A 22,753-nucleotide genomic window follows, 5' to 3' on the forward strand; every position below is an offset into this window, starting at 1 on the left:
CTTCCGACGGAAGTTGCATGAGTGCATAAAGCGGCGATGTTTATATCGATATCGCCGCAGATACTGACGATTAAACCATGAGTAAACGTTACCTCCGCAGCATACGTCTGCTCTCCGAATGTATGCAACTTTTTGAACAGGCATCCAACCGAAATGTGCGTCAGTTCGGTTGCACACCAGCACAATTCGACATCATCGCCACACTAGGTAATACCCCAGGAATGACTTGCAAAGAACTGGGCGAAAAAACCTTAATCACCAAAGGCACACTAACTGGCGTACTCGATCGCATGGAGCAAAAAGGCCTGGTTCAGCGTGAACGCGGGGATGGGGATCGGCGTCAATTATTTGTTAAACTAACGCCGCAAGGTGAGGCGACTTTCAGTGAAATTTTTCCTAAAGTTGTCCATGCTGGCGAACAACGGTTTTCAGGCTATACCGATTCAGACTATTGCGACCTGGAACAAGCGCTCAGTAAATTAAAAAAACATTTGAATGAAAATTAATTGCCCGATAAAAAACCTCAGCTTCAAGGTTTACCAACTAGCAGTTGATGTCGGTGCGAAGCATTTTTCAGCTTCATCAGCAATGCGATAAAGTATCTTAGAAGTCAGCGCTGAAAAATAAGCTGCGTTCTCGTTTTCATATTTTAAAAGTAATCTGCAGCAGATAGAATCAGTCCAGTACCAACCTGATTGACGCTCTTTAAGTGAAGGATGATTGTTGAGTGATGCAGGAATGGGTAAATCCAGTGCCTTGGCATCGCCCCAAAAGTAGGCCGCAGAGTTGCTAAGTGTATAGGGTTTATTTAATAAATGAGCTGTTAGCCTATCGTACAACAAAGTAAAGTCGACAAATTCAATACCCCCAGTTGACATCGATTGGGCATCAAGCTGTACCCAGCAGTGATAAAACTTCATCTCAGCGAGATTCCGGGCGTTACGACGCTCGTTACGAGTCGGAGTAATCAGTACATATTGCTCATCACCGCAATCCATAATTTGCCCACCACCAACAGCCTTATATGGTGCATTTGTCAAAATTTTTAATACCCTTGCCCCGACAATTGCAAACTCAGCACATTTACCGAATGCACCTCTTTTCACGCTGGCATAATTGTCTTCCATAACGTCAAAAATGACCGTATAAATAATGTCTCGCCATGCTTGCGGCACAGGAAATTCGATTACGCTGGAATGATGAGGTGTAGTGCTTAGCATTTTCACTAGTAAGCAAAAGGAAAATTTAAAAACCGCATGATATCGCAAAGTAACATAATATTACAGAAATAGCCAAATTTTACATCTCTATTTCGAACAACAGGATTTTATTAAAAAATTTGAAAGATTTTATTCTATCCGTGAAATCATTTTCTGGTTCAATTTTTTCACACAAATATGCTTCAGCAAATAACTGGCAACAGCAAAGGACGAAAAAAATGGCCAGAAAACCTGGCCATTTTTTTATTTGACGCGATAAACCGCACATAACTTATTACCATCCGGATCTCGAACATAGGCCAGGTACATTGCTCCCATGCTTCCTTCACGCAGACCTGGCGGGTCTTCACAGGTTCGACCACCATGAGCGATCGCCGTATCATGAAATTTTTGTACCTGTTCTGCCGAGGTACATTTGAAACCTATTGTGCCGCCATTGGCAAACGTTGCAACCTCTCCATTGATAGGCTCAGTAATGCCAAAACTGTTGCCATCGTGTCGATAGAAGAGTCTGGTGTAACCCGACGGAGAAATATTGCGAAATCCCTCACCGGCCCCCAGAACTCCCAGCACAGCATCGTAAAATAATTTTGAGCTTTCGATATTATTTGAACCTAGCATCACGTGACTAAACATGTTTTCTCCTTATTGATTTTGCGCCTAGATTTACATCACTGAATGATAATACAAAATCAACTGGACCCAGGCTAAGTACGTCTGATGATAAATCGAATCCATCATTGAAACGCAAGTGTCTATTCCAGTCCATTCATCGCAGTGATCCTAGTCATCATCGCTGGTTCACCATCATCGTTTGGATAAATGCGCTGCAACAACGCAAAGTATGCTGCGCTACTTGTACTATTTAAATGATTGATATTACTATGATAACAACATGGAAAAGCTTCTTGGCCTCGTATCCATTCGGCAGCTTGACGGTAGGCGCTCCCCAGTTTAATGCCTTGTGGGATTTGCCAAACGCTATACACTGCAACACCTGCGGCGGGTTGCACGAGCCACAAGCTTCTATAAACGAGCAAAAGAGCCTGAAATAAAAAAAGCCAGCAAGCTGGCTTTTCTAATTGATGAACGATTAAACGACGGCGCCGTCTGTATCGTCTTTTTCTTTGACTGGCTTGATCAGATCTTCACGTTTGACACCCAACCACATCGCAATCGCAGCAGCAACGAACACTGATGAGTAAATACCAAAGCAGATACCAATCGTCAACGCGACAGCAAAATAGTGCAAAGTCGGGCCGCCGATCAACAACATCGACAACACCATCATCTGTGTACATCCGTGCGTGATCACCGTACGTGAAATGGTACTAGTGATTGCATTATCGATGACTTCTTTGACCGTCATCTTGCGCTGCTTACGGAAGTTTTCGCGGATACGATCGAAAATAACCACGGATTCATTGACCGAGTAGCCCAGTACCGCTAACACTGCTGCCAATACCGACAAGTTAAATTCCCACTGGAAAAACGCGAAGAAACCAAGAATGATGACCACGTCATGCAAGTTAGCGAAAATCGCTGCTACTGCAAATTTCCATTCAAAACGAATCGCCAGATAAATCACAACACCAATGACCACAAACAACAAGGCCATCAGGCCATCGTGCATTAACTCGTCACCCACTTGTGAACCGACTTGTTCCGTACGTTGCAACTTCACATCTGGGTCAGCGGCCTGCAAAGCAGTGAACACTTTTTTCGCTTGATCGTCTGCCGAAATTTCTTTCGGTGATGGCAAACGAATCACCACGTCCTGCGCTTTACCAAAGGTTTGCACTGGCACATCAACAAAACCCAAGGACTCTACCGTTTTACGCACAGAATCAACGTCAGCGGCTTTGGAGTACGATACTTCCATCACCGTACCGCCGGTAAATTCGACAGATAAATGCAAGCCTCTGTGCAGCAAGAAAAACACGGCAGCAACAAACGTTAAAGCAGAAATGACATTGAAAATCAGCGCATGGCGCATGAAAGGAATGTCTTTTTTAATGCGGAATAATTCCATAATGAATTCCTGAATTCTTATCTAGACTTACGATTGTTTAGTAACGTCAGTGGTATCGACTGTATCACCAGTTGGTTTCCAGATCTGACCGATAGACAGTGAAGTCAGTTTCTTTTGACGACCGTACCAGAGATTCACCACACCGCGCGAAACAAAAACAGAAGAGAAAATCGACGTCAGAATACCCAGGCAATGCACCACAGCAAAACCTTTGATCGGACCGGAACCAAAAATCAACAAGGCCAGACCAACGATGAAAGTGGTCACGTTGGAATCAAGAATAGTTGCCCATGCGTGCCCAAAACCTTCTTCAATCGCTTTTTGTGGTGATTTACCGCCACGTAATTCTTCACGGATACGTTCGTTAATCAGCACGTTAGCATCAATCGCCATACCCAGAGCCAAAGCAATCGCGGCAATACCAGGCAAGGTCAGCGTTGCTTGCAACAGGGACAAAGTAGCGACCAGCAACAATAAGTTGACCGACAAAGCCAATACGCTGAAGGCACCAAACAACATGTAGTACACGATCATGAAGATGGAGATTGCAGCAAAACCATACAAAGTTGAATTACGGCCTTGTTTGATGTTTTCTACGCCCAACTGCGGGCCAATCGTGCGTTCTTCGATGATTTCCATTGGTGCGGCCAACGAACCTGCGCGCAACAGCAAAGCCAGATCAGCCGAGGCTGAAGCTGTACCCATACCGGTAATAATAAAACGTGAACCGAGCTCCGCATTGATGGTTGGGGCGATTAATACTTCGCCTTTACCTTTTTCAAACAACACGATCGCCATACGTTTACCGATACGATTGCGGGTAGCTTCGCGCATTTTGCGGCCACCATCGCCGTTCATATCCACCGACACGGCAGGCTGTTGACGCTCATCGAAGCTCGCAGAAGCACCAGTAATGTAATCACCAGTGGCCACAGGATCTTTATTCAAAATCAACCATTCACCACGATTCGATTTGAACAATTCAGCACCAAAAGGCACTGGTGTGTTGGTGTCAACTGGTCCAATCACACTGTCATCGAGCAAACGCACTTCCAGCGTCGCTGTACGACCAATAATTTCTTTGGCGCGAGCAACGTCCTGAACACCTGGCAATTGCACCACGATACGATCAGGGCCTTGTTGCTGAATAATCGGCTCTGCGACTCCCAATTCGTTAACACGCTTAGACAAGGCAGAAATATTTTGTTTTACACCTTCGGTCACAACGGCTTTCAGTGCCTCTGGTTTCAAGCTCGCTTGCAGATTAAATTCAGTCGCTTCAGTGCCAACCACATCAACAAAATTCACATCCGTTAATTGCGTTACCAAAGCGGCCTTTGCTGCGGTACGTGTTTCAGCGTCACGGAATTTAATCCCGATCACATCACCTTCGCGGCTAATGCCAGCATGATGGATTTCTTTATCACGCAAAATCGCGCGGACACTCGATTGCAAGCCTTGTATGCGTTTGTTCAACACGGCTTTAGTATCAACTTGCATCAAGAAATGTACACCGCCGCGCAAATCCAGCCCCAGATACATAGGTAAAGCGTTCAGACTTTGCATCCACTTTGGGGTATTCGACAGCAGATTGAAAGCAACCGTATAAGTAGGATCGGTCGGGTCTGTATTCAGGGCCTTTTCAATCACGTCCTTGGCTTTAAACTGGGTATCAGTATCCGCGAAACGCGCGCGCACTGTTCCTTGTAAACCATTGAAATCATAAAAAATGCCGTTGTCTTTGAGACCAGCCTGTTGCAAGGCCTGTTCAACACGGTCTGACAAACTGTTATCAATTTTAACTGTCGATTTCGCGCTACTGATTTGTACGGCCGGTGATTCGCCGAAAAAATTCGGGGCCGTGTATAAACCGCCAAAAACCAGCGCGATCAAAATCAACAGATACTTCCAGAGTGGGTAGCGATTCATAATAAAAAAAGAAGTGGAAGCTAAAAAGCACAACGCAGTCCAAGACTTAATGGACTGCGTTGCCGGTGTTTGCTAATTAAATCGCTTTGATGGTGCCTTTAGGCAACAACATCGTCACAGCAATTTTTTGCACGACGATTTCAGTGCCTTCAGACACTTCCAAGGTCACATAGGCTTCAGTCACTTTGACTACTTTGCCCAGAATGCCGCCAGAAGTGATGACTTCATCATTCTTCGCCAACGCATCCATCATGGCTTTTTGTTCTTTCTGACGTTTCATTTGTGGGCGCAACATCAAGAAGTACAACACCACAAACATCAACACCAATGGCAAGAAACTCATCAAGCCACCATCGCCACCAAATACACCACCAGCACCTGCGGACTGCGCGTAAGCGTTAGAAATAAACACGTTAAGACTCCATTCGTTATAAGAAACAGCAGCCCATCAAAACAAGCCGCTTTCGTTGCAATTACCCATATATCGTGACAGATGGGTAATTTTCAATTGGCAAAGCGCCACATTCTAGCATTGGCAAGCAAAAATACCGCTTTTTCGTGCGCTTTACTGTGTTTTGCTAGCAAAACTTCATCATCTCATTCATTTTTTAGATGATTTTTGGCGTTGCCATAGCAAAACCGTACCAGATTTGCACTCAATTTCAGGCAACGTTCATTGTTTCTAGCGCCAACTCAGCCGTGTTCAATGCACCTTCGACAAACCCCTGATAATCAGAATACGCTTCACCAACAATATGAATATTTTTAGCCCCAGATCCAAAATCAAAGGCTTTAAACACATCCATCACCTTCCATGAACGTACACCTGGCTGCCAACCGTGATTGGCGGCGCCATACGGCGCACGTGCCCAATCACGGATACCATAGGTAATGACTGAGTTCTTAATAAACGCCGCGGTTTCTTCCAAGCTCTTTTCTTCAAACATGTGGCGTGCCTGCTCAGTTAAACTTAAACCGGAACGATTAATATCAATCAAGCGCTTCACATCGCGCGCGACAAACAAAGAGAAGGCTTCTACGATTTTGGCATTTTGATCAATTTCTGCGCGGTCGTGCTTATCGCCCTCAACCACGTAATGCTTCCAGAACTCGGTCGAAGGACGATCCATGTATAACAAAACCATGCCATGCCCGTCTTTGTCTTTATTCTCTGGGCGGCGGAAATAATGAATCTCACGAGTCGGTAAGCAGCTCGCATATTGTTGCGGCTTTTGAGAATAATCCCACCACGGCGCATCCGTCACAAAAAACAGCTTTAGCATCGGGAAGCCATTCACGGAATCAAGCTGGCTCGACACGTGCTCTGGCAAGGAAGATGCCAATTTAACCAATGGCAAGCGCGGCAACGCCAAAATCAGGCGATCAGTTTGTAACTGGATCACGCCATTTTTGGTATTGATTTCCAGCTCCAGACGCGGCTGCCCCATCGCCACTTGTTTGAAGCTTTTCAAGGTATGCCCACCAGCCAGTGTGACATTACTTGATGCGCGCAATTTAGCCATGATGCTATCGGTTAGCTTGGCACTACCACCATCAATCGTTGCCAATTCCTGCCCTACTGTTTTCAAGGCGCGCAGCCACCAAATGATCCATTCAATTGCATTCAGATTTTCCGGCAGCATGTGGTAAAAAGTACCAGTATCACGCAACTTGGTCAGTGCCAGATGCGACAACACGCCTTGCGCCGACATCGCATTCCAAAAGCCCATGCTCCATAATGGCTGGCCATTCAACTGCGCGTGTTTGCGCATACGCTGGTAATCGGCTTCCGTTTGCTTATCGATCCAAGCCTGATCATCGGGTGATTGCCCCATGATCAGCATGATGCCGCGTTTGAGCAGTTGCAATGAATTAAGTCCTAATTCTTCATCCGGCAAATCATAGGTTGGGGCATTGACCTCTTCACCTACCGGGCCACTAAAATCAATCAGCTTCACGCCCAGATCACGGCATAAACCTGCAAAGCGTGGTTGCAGCGTCGGTTCAAAGCGCATTGGGCCCCATTCAGCGGTAAAGCCATCCAGGTCTTCGGTCTCGATGCGACCACCCCAACGATCCGCAGAGCCTTCCAACACCACCACTTGCTGACCGGACTCAGCGAGCCGCCAGGCGCAATACAAACCGGCAATACCGCCACCCGCGATCACCACAGGATGAAAATTCATGTTGTCTCCTTTTTATTTTTACGTCTATGCAGCGAGCGTTGATCTCAGCCACAGAGCTATCAGCAATGCAGAAAATCTGTCAGACGCGATTTTACCCTCGGAGAGCCGCAAAAAGCCGTGAATCACCGACTATATTTGAAAAACTCATATCGTTATGACAAACGTAAAAAAGGGCCGCAGCGCGACCCTTTTTGGACTGCATCAATTCAATTTGATGCTTTGAATCTTCAGGTAAATTTATATACCCCGACCACGATCAGCATGGAATTGCTGAACAAATTCCGGGAAACGCTCATCGTCCAGCGCTTTACGAATATTTTTCATCAAATCCAGGTAGTAATGCAAATTGTGTATCGTGTTCAAACGCGCCCCCAGAATTTCGCCAGTACGGTGCAAATGATGTAAATACGCACGTGAAAAATTTTTGCAGGTGTAGCATTCGCAAGTCGCATCCAAAGGTTCTTTATCTTCTTTGTAACGCGCATTTTTGATTTTCACATCGCCAAAACGAGTAAAGATCCAACCATTACGCGCATTGCGAGTAGGCATCACACAATCAAACATGTCGATACCATTCGCCACGCCTGCGACCAGATCTTCTGGTGTACCAACACCCATCAGGTAATGCGGCTTGTTTTCTGGTAATTTAGGGCCGGTATGCGCCAGAATGCGCATCATGTCTTCTTTTGGCTCACCCACCGACAAACCGCCAATCGCAATCCCGTGGAAGCCTAATTCATTCAAACCCGCTAGCGATTCATCGCGCAGGTTTTCAAACATGCCACCTTGCACGATACCGAACAAGGCATTCGGATTTTCATTCGCATTAAATTCATCAATCGAACGCTTGGCCCAACGCAAAGACATGCGCATGGACTTGCCTGCTTCTTCAGTAGTCGCCGGACGGCTATCGATTTCATACGGTGTGCATTCGTCGAATTGCATGACGATGTCAGAATTCAAAGCACGTTGAATTTGCATCGAGATTTCTGGCGACAAGAACAAACGTTCGCCACTGATCGGTGAAGAAAATTTGACGCCTTCTTCCGTAATCTTACGCATCGCACCCAGCGAAAATACCTGAAAACCACCAGAATCCGTGAGAATAGGCTTATCCCAGCCCATGAAATCATGCAGGCCGCCGAATTTGTTGAGCACACTCAAACCAGGACGCAACCATAGATGGAAGGTATTACCGAGAATAATGTGCGCATCAATCTCTTTTAATTCCAGGGGCGACATCGCCTTCACCGAGCCATAGGTACCCACCGGCATAAAAATCGGTGTTTCGATTTCGCCATGATTGACCTTCACCCGACCACGACGTGCTGCAGTGGTTTTGTCTTTTTTTATCAGCGTAAATTCCAGCATATTCTTTCCTTGTACCCTACTCTGTCGCGGGTACGCTAAATGATTCGTTTTGTCTCATCCGACTTATTTGTTCGCAGCAGCCTGATCACCGGAGGTGTTGTTCAGTAACATTGCATCGCCATAGCTAAAAAAACGATATTGTTGTGCAATCGCATGGGCATAAGCAGCCTTGATACTATCGTAACCTGCAAATGCCGACACCAGCATCATCAACGTTGATTTTGGTAAGTGGAAATTCGTGATTAAGCGATCTACGGTTTTAAATACATACCCTGGCGTGATAAACAATTGTGTATCGTCACTGCCAGCCTCTAACTGACCAGATTGCGATGCCGATTCCAGGGCGCGCATACTTGTCGTACCAACCGCAACAACCTTACCGCCACTAACCTTGGCGGCGCGAACAGCATCCACAGTTTCTTGCGGCACGGTGTACCACTCGCTGTGCATGACGTGTTCGTTCAGGTTTTCTACACGCACAGGCTGAAAAGTACCAGCACCGACGTGCAAAGTCACATAAGCAAGCTGCACACCTTTAGCCTGACAAGCTTGCAACAAGTTTCGATCAAAGTGCAAACCAGCCGTTGGCGCAGCCACAGCGCCCGGAACACGGTTATACACGGTTTGATAACGCTGCTCGTCAAACTCGTCAGCATCATGCTCGATATACGGTGGCAACGGCAGACGTCCGTACTGTTCGAGCAAATCGAAAATATCTGACGGGAAAAACAGCGTAAAAAACTCACCTTCGCGCTCACCTACGACAACATCAAACGCATCTGCCAGACGAATTTTACTCCCCGGCAAAGGCGCTTTGGAGGCACGCATCTGAACCAGAACACTGCGATTTTCTTCCGTATTTGATAAAACCCGCTCAACTAACATCTGCACTTTGCCGCCGGATTCCTTCACACCAAAAAATCGCGCTTTGAGAACCCGCGTATCATTAAACACCAGGACATCACCGGCATTCAATTGCTCGATTAAATCAGAAAAATGACGGTCTACGAGTTGCTCATGATCGACATGTAACAAACGCGAAGCGGTACGGTCAGGCAATGGTATTTGCGCGATCAAGGTTTCGGGCAAATCAAAATCGAAGTCACTAAGAGAATATTTCATGCTCGGAATACCAAAAAAGGCCAAAAAGGTAAAAACAAAATGCTGGACACTGTATAAAAAATCAGTAGAATAGTTTGCGGTATGCTATGCTTTTAAGATTGAAGTCAAAAAATTGACAGATCAACACATTTTTATCAAATCACGCAAACAGCAAAACCCACCATTTTACACCCATGGCAGCTGAAGCCCCAAATCTACCCGCCGCAGCCCCTGAAATCACCGAAACACCGGATGATGTTAAAGCCAATGGCCGTGCCTCAGCGAAGAAAAGTAATAAAAAGCCTGCAGTCAATAGCACCGTCAAAGCCAGTGACAAACTAGCAAAATTAGGCTTGCGTAAAGACATGGATTTTGCCTTGCATCTGCCAATGCGCTATGAAGACGAAACCAGCATTACCAGCATGCACGATGCCTCATTGCGTGGTGGCAGCACAGCACAAGTTGAAGGTGTCGTTACCGAATCGGATGTGCAATATCGTCCGCGTCGACAACTAGTTGTTACCATTTCTGATGATAGCGGCCAAATAGTGCTGCGTTTTTTAAATTTTTACGGCAGCCAACTCAAACAAATGGCAGTCGGTGTGCGTGTCCGCGCACGGGGCGAATTAAAGCATGGTTTCTTCGGTGCAGAAATGGTGCATCCGACATACAAAATCGTCAATGAGGGAGCGCCATTAGCGACGGCATTAACGCCCGTCTACCCTTCCGGCGAAGGCGTACCCCAATCGCTATTACGCAAAGCAATTGCTAACGCTCTGGGACGCATGCATTGGCGCGACACCTTATCACCAGCACGATTGGCGGCACTGGGATTACCCGGCATCGAAGAAAGCGTGCGTATTCTGCACAACCCGCCGCCAGACATCGATCAATACAGCCTGATAGAACACGAACATCCAGCCTGGCAACGCGTCAAATTTGACGAATTATTGGCACAACAATTGTCGCTCAAGCGCGCGCAGATTACGCGCCGTAGCAAAGGTGCAAATGCCTTGCCTATGGTTGGTGAATTGAGCAATGCGTTCTTACTTAATTTGCCGTTTTCATTGACGGGCGCACAAGAAAAAGTGTTGGCAGAAATTCGCCATGATTTGCGTGCCAGTTACCCTATGCAACGCTTATTACAAGGCGACGTTGGTAGCGGCAAAACCATCGTCGCTGCACTGGCTGCCGCACAAGCGATAGACAATGGTTATCAGGCTGCGCTCATGGCACCAACAGAAATTTTGGCGGAACAACATTTCCGCAAAATTGCCGCCTGGCTAGAGCCTTTGGGTGTCAAGACTGCATGGCTGACTGGTAGTCTGAAGAAAAAAGAAAAAGACGCCGCCAATGCTTTAATTAGTTCTGGCGAAGCGCAATTGGTCATCGGCACCCATGCGTTGATTCAAGATACGGTGCAGTTTAAAAAATTGGGATTAGTGATAGTCGACGAGCAGCATCGCTTTGGTGTCAGCCAACGTTTAAATCTGGCGAACAAAGCTGAGCAAGGCAAAGTCCCGCATCAACTGATGATGTCAGCCACACCAATTCCTCGCACGCTGGCGATGACCTATTTTGCTGATCTGGAAGTCTCAGTCATTGATGAGTTACCGCCTGGTCGTACACCGATCGTTACGCGTGTGATTGATCAGAATCGTCGCGATGAAGTCATCGCCCGTGTGCACGCAGCTGCCCAGGAAGGCAAGCAAGTGTATTGGGTATGCCCGCTGATCGAAGAATCAGAAACCCTACAATTACAAACGGCTACTGATACCCACATAATGCTCGCTGCCGCGCTGCCAGGCATTCAAGTGGGCCTCGTACATGGTCGTTTAAAACCTGCGGAGAAACAGCAGGTCATGAATGATTTTATCCACAACCGTAGTCAGGTGTTAGTCGCTACCACGGTAATTGAAGTGGGCGTTGACGTACCCAATGCGAGTCTGATGGTGATTGAACACGCTGAACGTTTTGGTCTGTCGCAGTTGCATCAGTTGCGTGGCCGTGTCGGGCGTGGCGCTGCTGCGAGCGTCTGCCTGCTACTATACCAAGGCCCGCTTGGTGGCACCGCCAAACAACGACTTGCAACCATGCGTGAAAGTAATGATGGCTTTGAAATCGCACGTAAAGATCTAGAGCTACGCGGCCCTGGTGAATTCCTCGGTGCGCGGCAATCCGGTGAAGCCATGTTACGGTTTGCGAATCTGGAAACCGATCAGTGGCTGGTAGAAAAAGCCCGTAATCTGGCCGATGATTTATTAAAAAACGATCCCGTGACTGTCGCTGCGCATCTGGAACGCTGGCTGGGAAATCGGGAAGAATTTTTGCGGGTTTAACACTCAATCAAAAGTATAAATCATCGCAACTTCCTAAGGCGATTGCAACCCACACGGCATCGCGTAAGCATCATGACTAGCGGATTGTACCCGCCCTACAAAACCAAGGTTTCAACTAAAGTCGCAGTCAAAGATGTTCGCAACGAAGCCAGCGCATCATTAAATGCTGACAAACTCAATTTCGCTGTCGCCGTTGCCAGACATTGGGTAACACCGCTACCGGCTGAAACATATGGCTCCAATTGTGCCAACACAGTATCCGCAGGATCAAGAAAAGTCACCTGCTGTGCCGCAGTTTCGAAAAAAGATTTCAACCACGGAAGATGCGTGGACGACATTGTCATCACATCCAAGGTCGGATGTTGACTGAGAAGTTGCGCAATAAAATCACTCACAGTTTTTTGTGTGAATTCCGGATTATTAAGAAAATCAAAATTCTCTACCAGATCAACTAATGACGATGCATTGCTCAAAACCACGCTGTCATGTTGCGATGTGTTCTTTGCGACGTAAGCTTGCATCGCAGTGCTCGTCACCATGGATTGCACACCTAAAATCGCGACGTGCTTAGAAACAGATTTTTCCAAGGCTTCACGCACCGGAGGAAATACACCAATAACGGGTACAGAGACCGCCTTGCGCAAGTCATCAAGAACAACGATGCTCGGCGCGTTTGATGCTAACACTACGGCTTCACAACCTTGACGTTGCAAATATTCTGTGGCGGCACGTACCGATTGCAATAATTGTTGTGGTGTCTTTGTACCATAAGGAAAACTGGCCCGATCAGCAAAATAGACAATATCTTGAGATGGGAAACGACGACGGACTCTTTCTACGATCGCATAGCTACCGATACCTGCATCAAAAACACCTATAGGGCGATGAAGTTTCATTATTGAGCAACACCTAAAATTAATCTAAAAGATCAGTAGCGGGATCCGACACACTGACCAGACAGCTTTCTGATTCTTTGTACAATGAATCAGAAAGTCAAAATTTCAATGCATGTGCAAAAAATTTTATCAAAGTATAAAAGGAATGAAGATGTTTGAAAAACTAAAATCTTTGCTGATAACCAACAATGCCCGCCTCAAAGAAATTCATCACGCCTCCGAAGGCAATAGTGAAAAAGTTGCCGCCGTGCGTGGAACAGAAGTAGGCCAAGGTGCCAAAGCCATACTCTGTCGTACCAAAGAAGATGAGAACATCCTGGTCCTTGCGGTTTTGCCGGGCGATAGAAAACTGGATTTTAAAAAGCTAGCGCAAGCAATATCCTGCAAAAAAATTACACTTGCTGCACCTGCAAAGGTCAATCAAAATTGGCTGGTTATGTAAAAAAACATTTCCATTTAATAATTTTCTGCCTAAAATGAAAATTCTCGTTTTGCGGAGAACGTGCTATGTCACAAATTATTGTGTTGTTACTTCTCGGCATGTTTTTTTCGCACGCCCACGCTGACGGCGTCAATCTCAAATTCTGCTACGAAGACGACTCGGTCTACCCCTGGATTACCGGAACTAATGAAGGCTTAGTCATTTCGGAAATTCATATGATAGAAAAAGAGGTAGATATGCAGTTTGAGCTAATACGTCTGCCTTGGAAGCGTTGTCAGAATGAGGTAAAAGAGGGGCGTATTCATGCAGCAATCGCCGCCAGCTTCAACAAAGATCGCGCTAAGTGGGGAAGCTATCCGGTCGACACCAAGGGAGGGCTCAATAAGGAATTGAGCCTTTTTACAGATAGCTTTTTCATTTATCGCAGGACCGATAGCGCGGTACGTTGGCAAAACCATCGCTTTGAAAATCTAAATCAAAAAAACGTTGGCGTACAACTCGGTTATAGCGCAGGCAAAGATCTGGAAGAACTTGGCTATCAAGTCACTTATTTGCCAACCAGCGAAGATCTGGTTGCGGTTCTCAAATCTCATTCTTTGGAAGTCATCGTATTACAAAATTACGAAGCACAAAGACTGATCACGCTCAATCCCGATTTAGAAAAAATCATGGTAAAAGAAGCTGAACCTGTCAAAGTGGCAGAGCAATTTCTCTTATTTAATACCTCTTTTTATAATGCGAATGCTTCACTTGTACAAACAATTTGGGAGGCAGCTGCGAAGGTACGTAAGAGCAAAGCGTTTAAGGATGAGCGCGCAGTCTATTTAAAAGAAAAATAGTTATAGCCCGTATATTGCAACTTAAACGAAGTTTAGCTCTATGCCATTTCCTAACGGATCATTGAAAAAAATTTGCTGTTGAGTCGGAAAACCCTCGGATGCGGGGATTTCGGCAAGTCGATAAACGATGCCAGCCTGTTGCAACTTCTCTTGCATCGCCTGACTGTCTACACAATTAAATGCAACGTGATCAAAACTAGTTTTTAATTCAGATTGCCGTTGCTCGCCGCTCCGTATCTCAGACAAATGTAAAACTGCCTGATCACTGGCATACAGCCAAAATCCATAACTATTGAGGGCAGCACGCGGCCCCACTTTAAGCCCTACAAATTCACAATAAAAATCCTTGAGCAACGCCATCTTTTCGCGATCCGCACGCAAATTGTAGTGACTCAATGACATAGCTGACATGCTCAGTGTCCTTAAATATTTATTTGATCGCTGATTTTTAAACCGCGTTACGACACCGCATTAGGAACATTAACGAACAGATTTATTGATTACTTTATCTATCATCTTCAACCGCAAATCCTGCTCGGCGCCACTGGCTGCCTGATCGTCAGATTCAGCTGGTTTAGGATGAACAAAGCCCTGAGTATCGTTGAGCTTCAAATGCTTGGTTGTAGAATTTTGGTCTGTGCATTCGGTGTCAGAAAAAACAGCCTTGCCATTAATGGTGCAGCGACGCACTCCCGTTTCAACTGTGACCGGCGTTGGTACGCCATTGCTTTCCTGTCCGGGTAGCTTTAAGTCTTTTACGCCAGAAGCTTTCTGTAACTCGTTCCCGATGACATTTGCCGACTTCCCCCAGCGTTGCCACACATCCTGAAAAGGTAAGTGGCCATTACGCTCCCAATAGAGCAGGCTCATGCCGATAGCAGCAACTGCCATAGAGAAAATCGCGACCCCGACTAAACTAATACCATTTTGTTGTTTGAGACTCATGGAAGTTCTGCGTTGTTCATACGTTTAACAATAACCTCTGTGCGTCTTTGCAAGTAGCCAGAGCCTTGGTTTTTATCGAAGTAACGGGGTTTCGGTAACATCACGGCCAAGCGTGCAGCTTGCGCAACACTTAGGGCCGAAGCACTAATATGGTAATAATGCTGCGACGCAGCTTCAGCACCAAATACACCCCCCCCCCATTCTACCGAATTCAAGTAAATCTCTAAAATTCTTTCTTTACTCATACACGATTCCAGCATGTAGGTAATGATGAGCTCCTGCCCTTTACGCAAATAGCTGCGCTCGCCAGACAAAAACAAATTTTTAGCCAGTTGTTGCGTGATGGTAGAACCACCTGAAACGACCTTACCCTTCTTTTGATTTTTTTCATAAGCCTTTTGCATCGCTTCCCAATCAACACCTTCGTGATCAACAAAGCTGTCATCCTCAGAAGCAATAACGGCGCGCTTCAGATTATTAGAAATGCGATTGTAAGGAACCCATTGATGCTGCAATTTAGCATCTGGATTTTTTTCTTGCAAGACACTGAGCTGATGGCGCATAAAGCTCGTCGACGATGGATTGAAATTCACCCACCAGGCGATCTGCAGAAAAAAATAGGCCTGCAATAGCAGCACCAATAACAGCGGCACTCCGACTAGCCAAAAAACAAGACGACGAAAGATTTTCATAATTTAAATAAAGACTTCAAGCAAACTTCAAGCAGGTTTTGAAGTGGGCAATTCTTCACGCAGATTTGCTAATACCGTTGACGTCTGCGGACGCACGCCACGCCACACAAAAAATGCCTCCGCGGCTTGCTCTACCAGCATGCCCAATCCATCACGGCATATTGCGCCTGATTGTTCCGCAAAGCGCAAAAAGGCGGTTGGTTGCGCACCGTACATCATGTCGTAGGCCAAGGTTTGTGGGCTGAATAGAGTAGCTGATATTGGCGGAACATCGTCATTCAAGCTGGCGGAAGTTGCATTAATAATGACATCAAAATGGCCTGCCACATCCGAAAAACTGGCGCAATCAACTTGCGCATCAGGTAAAAAATCATGCGCGATTTTTTGTAAATCCTGTGCTTTAGAAAGTGTGCGATTAGCAATCGTCAATGATACGGGCAATTGCTCCAACAGCGGTAACACAGCACCGCGCGCACCACCACCGGCACCTAGTAACAAAATACGTTTGCCAGACAGGTTGATGCCAGCATTGTTGACGATATCAGCGACCAACCCCATTCCATCTGTGTTATCTCCGATGATGTGATCGGTATCAAATTTCAAGGTATTGACTGCGCCAGCCGCCGCTGCGCGCGGTGTCAACTTGCTTGCCAGCGCATAAGCTTCCAGCTTAAATGGCACCGTCACGTTAGCGCCTCTTCCGCCTTGCTGACGAAAGGCTTCTATACTCGCGACAAAACCATCAATTGGTGCGAGTAGACGTTCGTATCTCATCGTTTGCGCCGTCTGCTGTGCAAAAGCAGCATGGATAGCAGGAGATTTGCTGTGCGCAATCGGATTGCCAATCACCACATACTGATCGATTCTTTCCGATTCGGCTTCACTTACGTTATGAGGTAAGTGCGTATTCAACTTTTACCTCCGCGCAATTCGGTTTCCAGTTGTTCGTCGCGGGTAAATTTGAAACGGGTAATCACCACCCATAAATCATCTTTGTCCGTCGAACGCATGTTTTGCGGGAATTTTCCGAACGGTGCAGCGTGTCTCACGATGCGCAACGCCGCTTTATCAAGGGCCTTGCTACCGGAGGATTTTTCTATGCGCGGGCCGCCATCTTTTTCGTAGATTGTGCCATCCTGAAAAATCGGGATATACACAATCAATTCGCCATACAGCTTTTTGCCTTCTTTTTGCGGAAAATGCACAGTACCAAAATCTTCTATGCGTTTTTGCATTTCTTTGTAATACATCGCATAACCGACTTTTTGCGTGCTCGGTGTAATGAAGGTTTTACGAGGACGTTTGTTCTGATCTTCGATAGTTTGAGAAATCTCCGCCGCCATCCTTGCCAAGGCTTTGGTCGTGTTTAAATCATCGTCGCCCTTTGCAGGTGAACGACTATCGTCGAGTCGACGTTTATCCTGTTGTGGCAAACGGAATTTTTCTTGTTGCTTAGCTTGATCCAGCAACTGCTTTTGCTGTTGCTCCAGTTCTTCTATGCGCTTGGTCGCGGCACGGACATTATCGCCATCCTCGCTTTTTTGCATATCGGGTAGCGGTGACTTACTACGTCCTGTATCGTTCGCTCCGCCACCATCCAGATCTGCTTGTGCCAATGCCTCCGCCTTTAAAGGCTTTTTATCGTGTTTGGAATTCACCAAAATCACTTCTAAGCCTGGATCAGCGGCCTTGGTTTCTGCAGTATCAGGGACGACGAAATGAACCAGCATCAAAACCGCGTGTACCATCACGGAAATCGTGATGGCGATAGTCAGTATCAAATTATCGAAAATAGATTTCAATGGTATGTTACCTGTCTTATTGTTGATCTCTGGTTGGATACTATCCAACAATTATGGCTGCGTATTTTCTTGAGAAGCAGTAATTTCTGGGTTAGCTGAAATACCATCTTCGTCATTCTCAAATTCTGGTTGCGTATCATTGACAACATCGCTGACAACCTCGCTGTCCGCAGCATTGGCAGCTTCAGCTTTCGCTTCTTGCTCCAACTCCGCTTCTAATTCTTCTTCCATGCCTTCATCCTCACCAAGTTCAGTGACGGTATTCAAGACTTCCAGCAAACGTGCCTCAACGCTGAGATCGACTTCATCCCAACGCAAAATATCCAATTTCACTTGTGCACCACGCGCCGTTTGCGGCATCCCCGGTAAGCGTATCACGAGAGGGATATCGACCAGTCGCAAAATTTCATCTTTCAGCACTACCGCATCGACCTGACGTGCGCTTTCTTGTTGCAACCAGCGCAGACACCAGTAACGTTCCATATTATTCTGGAAATCAGCATACGCAGAATAAGCTGCATCAAAGCCAGAAACAATCGCAAACAGATCAGCGTCTTTCGGTTTGAAAGTGGCAACCAAAGGCGCGGTAATGCCGTGTTCGACGCAAGCGATAATCTGCCATTGATTGACCAGATCGGTGTAGCGACGCAATGGTGAAGTGCTCCATGCATATTGATCAACGCCCAATCCCTGATGCGGAGCTGCGTGTGTGAGCATGCGCACTTGCATACGTCCGGCCCAACCGCCCTGTCCACGGCCACCAGCGACGCCTTGGGCTCGATAGATCCCCGGAATGCCGTGATCCGCCATCAGCTTACCCCAGGTGCTGTTAGCGAAAATCATCAGCTCAGCAACCATTTTATCTAGCGGTGCGCCACGCTTACGGCGCACGATGCTGACCACATCATCTTCTACATAGAAATTAAAATCGACGCGATTAGTTTGCTCTGGTTTCATGCCAAAACTTTCGCGCTTTGCCATGCGGCCTTTTTCTAATTCCAGCGCCCACTTCCAGATGTGGGCAATTTCGGTTTTGTGCGGATATTCTCCGGCGTTATTTGCCAGATTTTCTTCAGTGACCAAGGCATCCAGATCATTATGGCGTAAATTCGACGCCATCGGTATCGCTTCAACTTTGGTTTCTGTTGCAATGACTGACCAGTCTTCAGTATTGATCGTAGCGTACAAAGACAAAGCAGGACGGGTTTGACCGGCACCAAGCGTATAGGTATTGACCAGATCATCTGGCAACATCGTAATTTTGTCACCCGGCATATACACCGTCGACATACGGGCACGTGCAATTTGGTCAATCGCGTCGCCACGTTGTATGCCGAGTGCTGGTGCTGCAATATGGATACCCACACGCAGCTTGCCGTCACCGAGTTCCACTACGGAGAAGGCATCATCAATTTCGGTCGTGGTGACGTCGTCAATAGAAAATGCCTGTACATCCGCAACTGGTAAATCAGTAGGCAATGCCGGAACCTGGATTGCTGGAAAAGCGACACCTTTGGGAAAATTCTCAAAGTGAAATTTCGCCAGATGTAAATCTTTTGGACTACTGATACCACCTACCGCCAGCATCAAGCGCTGTGCTGAGGTTTGCATCACATCGCAAGCTTCTGCCAATGCTTTGTATTCAATGCTGTTTTTATCCGGTTTAAACAATAACTGCAACGCCAATGCTTTCATTGCATCTGGTAACTTGCTTTGTTTTAAGTCTTCTACATAACCCGCCTGAATCAGCAATTGTTGCTTCTTTTTTTCGATACCAGCCAATGCTGCTTTGAGTGAAGCCTCTGGTGCCGCTTTGTAACGACCACGGCCTTTTTTGTAGAAATACACAGGCGCAGAGTGCAATGCAAAAATCAATCCAGCCGCTTCTACCGGATGTGGCGCATGGCCAAAATATTCGGCGCCCAATTCAGCAAAGCCAAATTCTTCTTGCCCTGCCACTTCCCATAAGAATTCCAGATCAATCTCTGTCGCTGCTGCCTTTGCTTGTTCAAGCAACGTGGCTGGATCAGGGGCAGTAAATTGCAGCAACACGTCTTTCGCTTTGATCTTGCTACGCTTACCGCTCGCTAACTCTACCTGATAGGCTTCGCCTGCCTGAGACAGCACACTACCTGCTTTAAAATCGCCGGATTCTTCAAAAAATAAATTCATTCAAGACTTCTTTATAAACATCTGTGTTTGCAAACCGTTGCGCATCTGACGTCATTCACGCTAACTATTTGCTGTATTTTAGGGAGCATCTTTCACTCCCCTCCTATATTTCAATTTTTTTATTTCACCGTATAGCTTTATGCAGTGCGGACAAGCGGCTCTTGCTGCGATAATTCAAGCGGCGCTTTCTCTTTGAGCGTCAAACTGGAAATGGTCGGCAAAAACACCTCGGTCACCAATAAACAAGCTCCTTTACGCCAGAATAAAGACCTTCTGGCAGGCAAGCTAGTAGCAGTAACTTCAGGTACTTCACGTTTAATTCTTTGCAGCAAAGGATGACTTGCATGCAAACGGGCATACGATAAAACACCGCGCTTAACCAAAGGATCATTAAACAAAGTACTACCAAGCGACTTTTCACCAAGAGCACGAAACAAGGGCCACTGACTTGCTGTAGCGGACAATGGCACTACCGTATGACCATAGATCATTGCCACCCCGTCACAACGCAACAACACTTCACGCTCATGCACTTTGGCTGGACGTGATAACCCGATTTCGACAAACTCATCCACAAGACAGCGGCTCTGCTTTTGCGACAAACGCTGTACTCTGAATTGCTGACAACACGCCACCAACCTTGCGGTCAATGAATTACGATTACACAACCAATCCTGCATCGCTGGTGAGGTCTCAACAGTGTTGACATGCTCAACCCAATGCGCAAGCGCAGAGCGACGTATCGCTTTGCTACAGTTTGGCATTGAAACATCACGCATGAGCTTGTTTGCCATCACAAAATGCCATTAACTGATCAAACATGTCGGCAAATTCTGCAAGACCGTGATCACTGCCCTGAATAATTAATTGTTGCGCGCCCTGATAAAAGGTAACCATTTCGCGCCAATCGAGCACTTCATCACCAGTGGCTGCCAATAAAAAGTAGCGTTCCGGCTGAGTGATGTTAGCGACGGCTAAAGCGCGTAATTCATCGACGTATTCCGCTTTAAATTCGAACACTTCATCGCTATGGTAATACGTGGTAACGCCAACATAGCTTTCTAATTCACGTGGCGGTTTCACCGCAGGGTTAACCAGCATCGCTTTGCAGCCATATTTTTCAGCCAACCAGGTGGCATAATAACCGCCCAACGAAGAACCAATGATGGTGACATCAGCCGGATCAGTACCGTCTAAGATTTGTTCTGCTTGCGCGATCGCCAAAGCAGGTGACGGTGATAAAGCAGGACAAAAAAATTCTGCAGCACGTCCAATGCGCTGCATATATTCTTGCATCCTGCGCGCCTTGAACGAACTTGGCGACGAACGAAAACCATGCAAATACAAAATCATACTGAGCCTGCCTCAGGGTGATGTTTAGCTTTGAGCGCAGTCAATATTTTTTGATGAACGCCACCAAAACCGCCATTACTCATCACCAACACATGATCACCAGGGCGTGCTACCGCCACAATCGCTTCGACTAATTCTGGTAACTGGTGGAAGCTCTGTGCCTTATTACCAAGCGGCGATAAAGCTTCCGCCAGATCCCATCCGAGCGCGTCTTTTCCTTCGTGTGCACCGAAGCCAAACACCAAATCCGCTTCTTTCAGACTATCCGGCAAGGCTTGTTTCATGGTACCGAGCTTCATGGTATTTGAACGTGGTTCTAACACAGCCAGAATACGAGCAGTACCAAGCTTGCGCCGCAAACCAGCCACGGTGGTGGTAATCGCCGTCGGATGATGGGCAAAATCGTCAATCACAGTCACACCATGCTCAACGCCACGGATTTCCATACGGCGTTTGACGTTAACAAATTCAGCCAGTGCAGCAATCGCGATCGCAGGCGTAACGCCGACATGGCGCGCTGCGGCAATCGCTGCCAGCGCGTTCTGACGGTTGTGTTCGCCATTCAATTGCCAATGCACAGTGCCTTGCAACTCATTATTAAAGTACACATCAAAATCTTCACCCTCGCTCAACACCAGACGCCACGCCTGATCCTGACCAAAAAATTCTTTTTCACTCCAGCAGCCACGCGCTACCACGCGTGCCAGCGACTCATCGTTGCCATTCACAATTAAACGACCGACACCCGGAACAGTACGAACCAAATGATGGAATTGTGTTTCTATCGCTGTCACGTCAGGAAAAATATCGGCGTGATCATATTCTAAATTATTCAGAATGGCGGTTTTGGCGTGGTAATGGACGAACTTACTACGCTTATCAAAAAACGCCGTGTCGTACTCATCGGCTTCAATGACAAAAAAGTCCGAGGATTGCTTTCCGTGCAGACGCGCAGAGATACCAAAGTTCAACGGAACACCACCTATCAAAAAGCCCGGTGCGTATCCCGCGTATTCAAGTATCCAGGTTAACATCGCTGATGTGGTCGTTTTGCCATGCGTACCAGCCACGGCAAGAACCCACTTATCACGCAAAATATGCTCCCCCATCCATTGCGGACCAGAAACATAAGGCAAACCACGGTTCAGAATTTCTTCCATTAAAGGATTACCGCGCGAAACCACGTTACCAATGACATATAAATCAGGTTCCAGCGCCACTTGTTCCGCCCCAAAGCCTTGCGTCAGTTGTATGCCTTGCGCCTCAAGCTGAGTACTCATCGGCGGATAGACGTTAGCATCACAGCCGGTGACGGTGTGCCCGGCTTCTTTTGCTAAAACAGCAAGTCCACCCATAAAAGTGCCGCAGATACCTAAGATATGAATATGCATAATTTCACTTATTTTCAGAATCCCGTAATTCTACCTGAGAGCT

Annotated in this window: 23 protein-coding genes; 4 read left to right on the top strand and 19 right to left on the bottom strand. The window is 46.7% G+C overall.

Annotation, left to right across the window (positions count from 1 at the left end; translation table 11 throughout):
* The first annotated feature begins 77 nt into the window (after positions 1-77).
* Positions 78-506, top strand: coding sequence for a MarR family winged helix-turn-helix transcriptional regulator (locus tag H8K32_RS02955; protein WP_186910993.1), 429 nt, complete (start codon positions 78-80; stop codon positions 504-506).
* A gap of 30 nt (positions 507-536) precedes the next feature.
* Here H8K32_RS02955 and H8K32_RS02960 read toward each other — a convergent pair whose 3' ends face one another.
* From H8K32_RS02960 to queA, 9 genes are all read right to left on the bottom strand, one after another.
* The gene (locus H8K32_RS02960; protein ID WP_222613000.1) at positions 537-1,175 is read right to left on the bottom strand and encodes a hypothetical protein; all 639 of its coding nucleotides are present in this window, start codon (positions 1,173-1,175) and stop codon (positions 537-539) included.
* A 288-nt stretch (positions 1,176-1,463) separates the two neighbouring features.
* Positions 1,464-1,856, bottom strand: coding sequence for a VOC family protein (locus tag H8K32_RS02965; protein WP_186910995.1), 393 nt, complete (start codon positions 1,854-1,856; stop codon positions 1,464-1,466).
* Positions 1,857-1,975: 119 nt separating this feature from the next.
* The gene (locus H8K32_RS02970) at positions 1,976-2,233 is read right to left on the bottom strand and encodes a hypothetical protein (protein WP_186910996.1); all 258 of its coding nucleotides are present in this window, start codon (positions 2,231-2,233) and stop codon (positions 1,976-1,978) included.
* 80 nt (positions 2,234-2,313) lie between these two features.
* The gene (gene secF, locus H8K32_RS02975) at positions 2,314-3,252 is read right to left on the bottom strand and encodes a protein translocase subunit SecF (protein WP_186910997.1); all 939 of its coding nucleotides are present in this window, start codon (positions 3,250-3,252) and stop codon (positions 2,314-2,316) included.
* Between the two features lie 27 nt (positions 3,253-3,279).
* Positions 3,280-5,181 (bottom strand): protein translocase subunit SecD, encoded by a 1,902-nt coding sequence (secD, locus tag H8K32_RS02980; protein ID WP_186910998.1) that lies wholly within the window; start codon positions 5,179-5,181, stop codon positions 3,280-3,282.
* A gap of 76 nt (positions 5,182-5,257) precedes the next feature.
* Complete coding sequence (yajC, locus tag H8K32_RS02985) at positions 5,258-5,593, bottom strand: preprotein translocase subunit YajC (RefSeq protein WP_186910999.1); 336 nt, start codon at positions 5,591-5,593, stop codon at positions 5,258-5,260.
* A 250-nt stretch (positions 5,594-5,843) separates the two neighbouring features.
* Positions 5,844-7,367 (bottom strand): flavin monoamine oxidase family protein, encoded by a 1,524-nt coding sequence (locus tag H8K32_RS02990; protein ID WP_186911000.1) that lies wholly within the window; start codon positions 7,365-7,367, stop codon positions 5,844-5,846.
* A gap of 237 nt (positions 7,368-7,604) precedes the next feature.
* Entirely contained in the window at positions 7,605-8,738 is a 1,134-nt protein-coding gene (gene tgt / locus H8K32_RS02995; RefSeq protein WP_186911001.1) for a tRNA guanosine(34) transglycosylase Tgt, read from the bottom strand.
* Between the two features lie 63 nt (positions 8,739-8,801).
* The gene (gene queA / locus H8K32_RS03000) at positions 8,802-9,860 is read right to left on the bottom strand and encodes a tRNA preQ1(34) S-adenosylmethionine ribosyltransferase-isomerase QueA (protein WP_186911002.1); all 1,059 of its coding nucleotides are present in this window, start codon (positions 9,858-9,860) and stop codon (positions 8,802-8,804) included.
* 173 nt (positions 9,861-10,033) lie between these two features.
* Between queA and recG the strand changes: the two genes are divergently transcribed.
* Positions 10,034-12,178, top strand: coding sequence for an ATP-dependent DNA helicase RecG (recG, locus tag H8K32_RS03005; RefSeq protein WP_186911003.1), 2,145 nt, complete (start codon positions 10,034-10,036; stop codon positions 12,176-12,178).
* A 95-nt stretch (positions 12,179-12,273) separates the two neighbouring features.
* Here recG and H8K32_RS03010 read toward each other — a convergent pair whose 3' ends face one another.
* Positions 12,274-13,074: a glutamate racemase gene (locus tag H8K32_RS03010; RefSeq protein WP_186911004.1), complete on the bottom strand. Its 801-nt coding sequence runs from the start codon at positions 13,072-13,074 to the stop codon at positions 12,274-12,276.
* A 151-nt stretch (positions 13,075-13,225) separates the two neighbouring features.
* Here H8K32_RS03010 and H8K32_RS03015 point away from each other — a divergent pair, with 151 nt between their 5' ends.
* Together H8K32_RS03015 and H8K32_RS03020 are read left to right on the top strand one after the other, a co-directional pair.
* A complete protein-coding gene (locus tag H8K32_RS03015; protein ID WP_222613001.1) occupies positions 13,226-13,516 on the top strand; it encodes a YbaK/EbsC family protein in 291 nt (96 codons plus the stop codon).
* Positions 13,517-13,581: 65 nt separating this feature from the next.
* On the top strand, positions 13,582-14,355 hold the full coding sequence (locus H8K32_RS03020) for a substrate-binding periplasmic protein (protein WP_186911006.1): 774 nt from the start codon (positions 13,582-13,584) through the stop codon (positions 14,353-14,355).
* Between the two features lie 21 nt (positions 14,356-14,376).
* Here H8K32_RS03020 and H8K32_RS03025 read toward each other — a convergent pair whose 3' ends face one another.
* The 9 genes from H8K32_RS03025 to mpl all read right to left on the bottom strand — a co-directional run bounded on the left by H8K32_RS03025 (position 14,377) and on the right by mpl (position 22,710).
* Positions 14,377-14,766, bottom strand: a complete 390-nt coding sequence (locus H8K32_RS03025; protein ID WP_186911007.1) for a VOC family protein — start codon at positions 14,764-14,766, stop codon at positions 14,377-14,379.
* A 69-nt stretch (positions 14,767-14,835) separates the two neighbouring features.
* Entirely contained in the window at positions 14,836-15,300 is a 465-nt protein-coding gene (locus H8K32_RS03030; protein WP_186911008.1) for a hypothetical protein, read from the bottom strand.
* Positions 15,297-15,992, bottom strand: a complete 696-nt coding sequence (gene mtgA, locus H8K32_RS03035; RefSeq protein WP_186911009.1) for a monofunctional biosynthetic peptidoglycan transglycosylase — start codon at positions 15,990-15,992, stop codon at positions 15,297-15,299. The genes H8K32_RS03030 and mtgA overlap by 4 nt, the downstream gene beginning before the upstream one ends.
* A 27-nt stretch (positions 15,993-16,019) precedes the next feature.
* Positions 16,020-16,856: a shikimate dehydrogenase gene (aroE, locus tag H8K32_RS03040; RefSeq protein ID WP_186911233.1), complete on the bottom strand. Its 837-nt coding sequence runs from the start codon at positions 16,854-16,856 to the stop codon at positions 16,020-16,022.
* Positions 16,857-16,900: 44 nt separating this feature from the next.
* Entirely contained in the window at positions 16,901-17,794 is an 894-nt protein-coding gene (locus H8K32_RS03045) for a TonB family protein (protein ID WP_390312897.1), read from the bottom strand.
* Between the two features lie 51 nt (positions 17,795-17,845).
* Positions 17,846-19,966, bottom strand: a complete 2,121-nt coding sequence (locus H8K32_RS03050; RefSeq protein WP_186911010.1) for a ribonuclease catalytic domain-containing protein — start codon at positions 19,964-19,966, stop codon at positions 17,846-17,848.
* A 137-nt stretch (positions 19,967-20,103) separates the two neighbouring features.
* On the bottom strand, positions 20,104-20,760 hold the full coding sequence (locus H8K32_RS03055) for a chorismate--pyruvate lyase family protein (RefSeq protein ID WP_246447094.1): 657 nt from the start codon (positions 20,758-20,760) through the stop codon (positions 20,104-20,106).
* Complete coding sequence (locus H8K32_RS03060) at positions 20,738-21,319, bottom strand: YqiA/YcfP family alpha/beta fold hydrolase (protein WP_186911011.1); 582 nt, start codon at positions 21,317-21,319, stop codon at positions 20,738-20,740. Before H8K32_RS03060 ends, H8K32_RS03055 begins: the two co-directional genes overlap by 23 nt.
* A complete protein-coding gene (gene mpl / locus H8K32_RS03065) occupies positions 21,316-22,710 on the bottom strand; it encodes a UDP-N-acetylmuramate:L-alanyl-gamma-D-glutamyl-meso-diaminopimelate ligase (protein WP_186911012.1) in 1,395 nt (464 codons plus the stop codon). Before mpl ends, H8K32_RS03060 begins: the two co-directional genes overlap by 4 nt.
* Between the last annotated feature and the right edge of the window lie 43 nt (positions 22,711-22,753).

It is taken from the genome of Cognatundibacterium jejuense (genome assembly GCF_014284255.1).
Classification (GTDB): Bacteria; Pseudomonadota; Gammaproteobacteria; order Burkholderiales; family Burkholderiaceae_D; genus Undibacterium; species Undibacterium jejuense.

Coding starts and splice junctions, on each gene's coding strand:
- H8K32_RS02965 (WP_186910995.1), bottom strand. CDS start 1,856: ATGTTTAGTCACGTGATGCTAGGTTCAAATAATATCGAAAGCTCAAAA.
- secD (WP_186910998.1), bottom strand. CDS start 5,181: ATGAATCGCTACCCACTCTGGAAGTATCTGTTGATTTTGATCGCGCTG.
- mtgA (WP_186911009.1), bottom strand. CDS start 15,992: ATGAAAATCTTTCGTCGTCTTGTTTTTTGGCTAGTCGGAGTGCCGCTG.
- queA (WP_186911002.1), bottom strand. CDS start 9,860: ATGAAATATTCTCTTAGTGACTTCGATTTTGATTTGCCCGAAACCTTG.
- H8K32_RS03020 (WP_186911006.1), top strand. CDS start 13,582: ATGTCACAAATTATTGTGTTGTTACTTCTCGGCATGTTTTTTTCGCAC.
- tgt (WP_186911001.1), bottom strand. CDS start 8,738: ATGCTGGAATTTACGCTGATAAAAAAAGACAAAACCACTGCAGCACGT.
- recG (WP_186911003.1), top strand. CDS start 10,034: ATGGCAGCTGAAGCCCCAAATCTACCCGCCGCAGCCCCTGAAATCACC.
- secF (WP_186910997.1), bottom strand. CDS start 3,252: ATGGAATTATTCCGCATTAAAAAAGACATTCCTTTCATGCGCCATGCG.
- H8K32_RS03060 (WP_186911011.1), bottom strand. CDS start 21,319: ATGATTTTGTATTTGCATGGTTTTCGTTCGTCGCCAAGTTCGTTCAAG.
- mpl (WP_186911012.1), bottom strand. CDS start 22,710: ATGCATATTCATATCTTAGGTATCTGCGGCACTTTTATGGGTGGACTT.
- H8K32_RS03030 (WP_186911008.1), bottom strand. CDS start 15,300: ATGAGTCTCAAACAACAAAATGGTATTAGTTTAGTCGGGGTCGCGATT.
- H8K32_RS03055 (WP_246447094.1), bottom strand. CDS start 20,760: ATGGCAAACAAGCTCATGCGTGATGTTTCAATGCCAAACTGTAGCAAA.
- H8K32_RS03015 (WP_222613001.1), top strand. CDS start 13,226: ATGTTTGAAAAACTAAAATCTTTGCTGATAACCAACAATGCCCGCCTC.
- H8K32_RS03025 (WP_186911007.1), bottom strand. CDS start 14,766: ATGTCAGCTATGTCATTGAGTCACTACAATTTGCGTGCGGATCGCGAA.
- H8K32_RS03050 (WP_186911010.1), bottom strand. CDS start 19,966: ATGAATTTATTTTTTGAAGAATCCGGCGATTTTAAAGCAGGTAGTGTG.
- H8K32_RS02955 (WP_186910993.1), top strand. CDS start 78: ATGAGTAAACGTTACCTCCGCAGCATACGTCTGCTCTCCGAATGTATG.
- H8K32_RS02990 (WP_186911000.1), bottom strand. CDS start 7,367: ATGAATTTTCATCCTGTGGTGATCGCGGGTGGCGGTATTGCCGGTTTG.
- H8K32_RS03010 (WP_186911004.1), bottom strand. CDS start 13,074: ATGAAACTTCATCGCCCTATAGGTGTTTTTGATGCAGGTATCGGTAGC.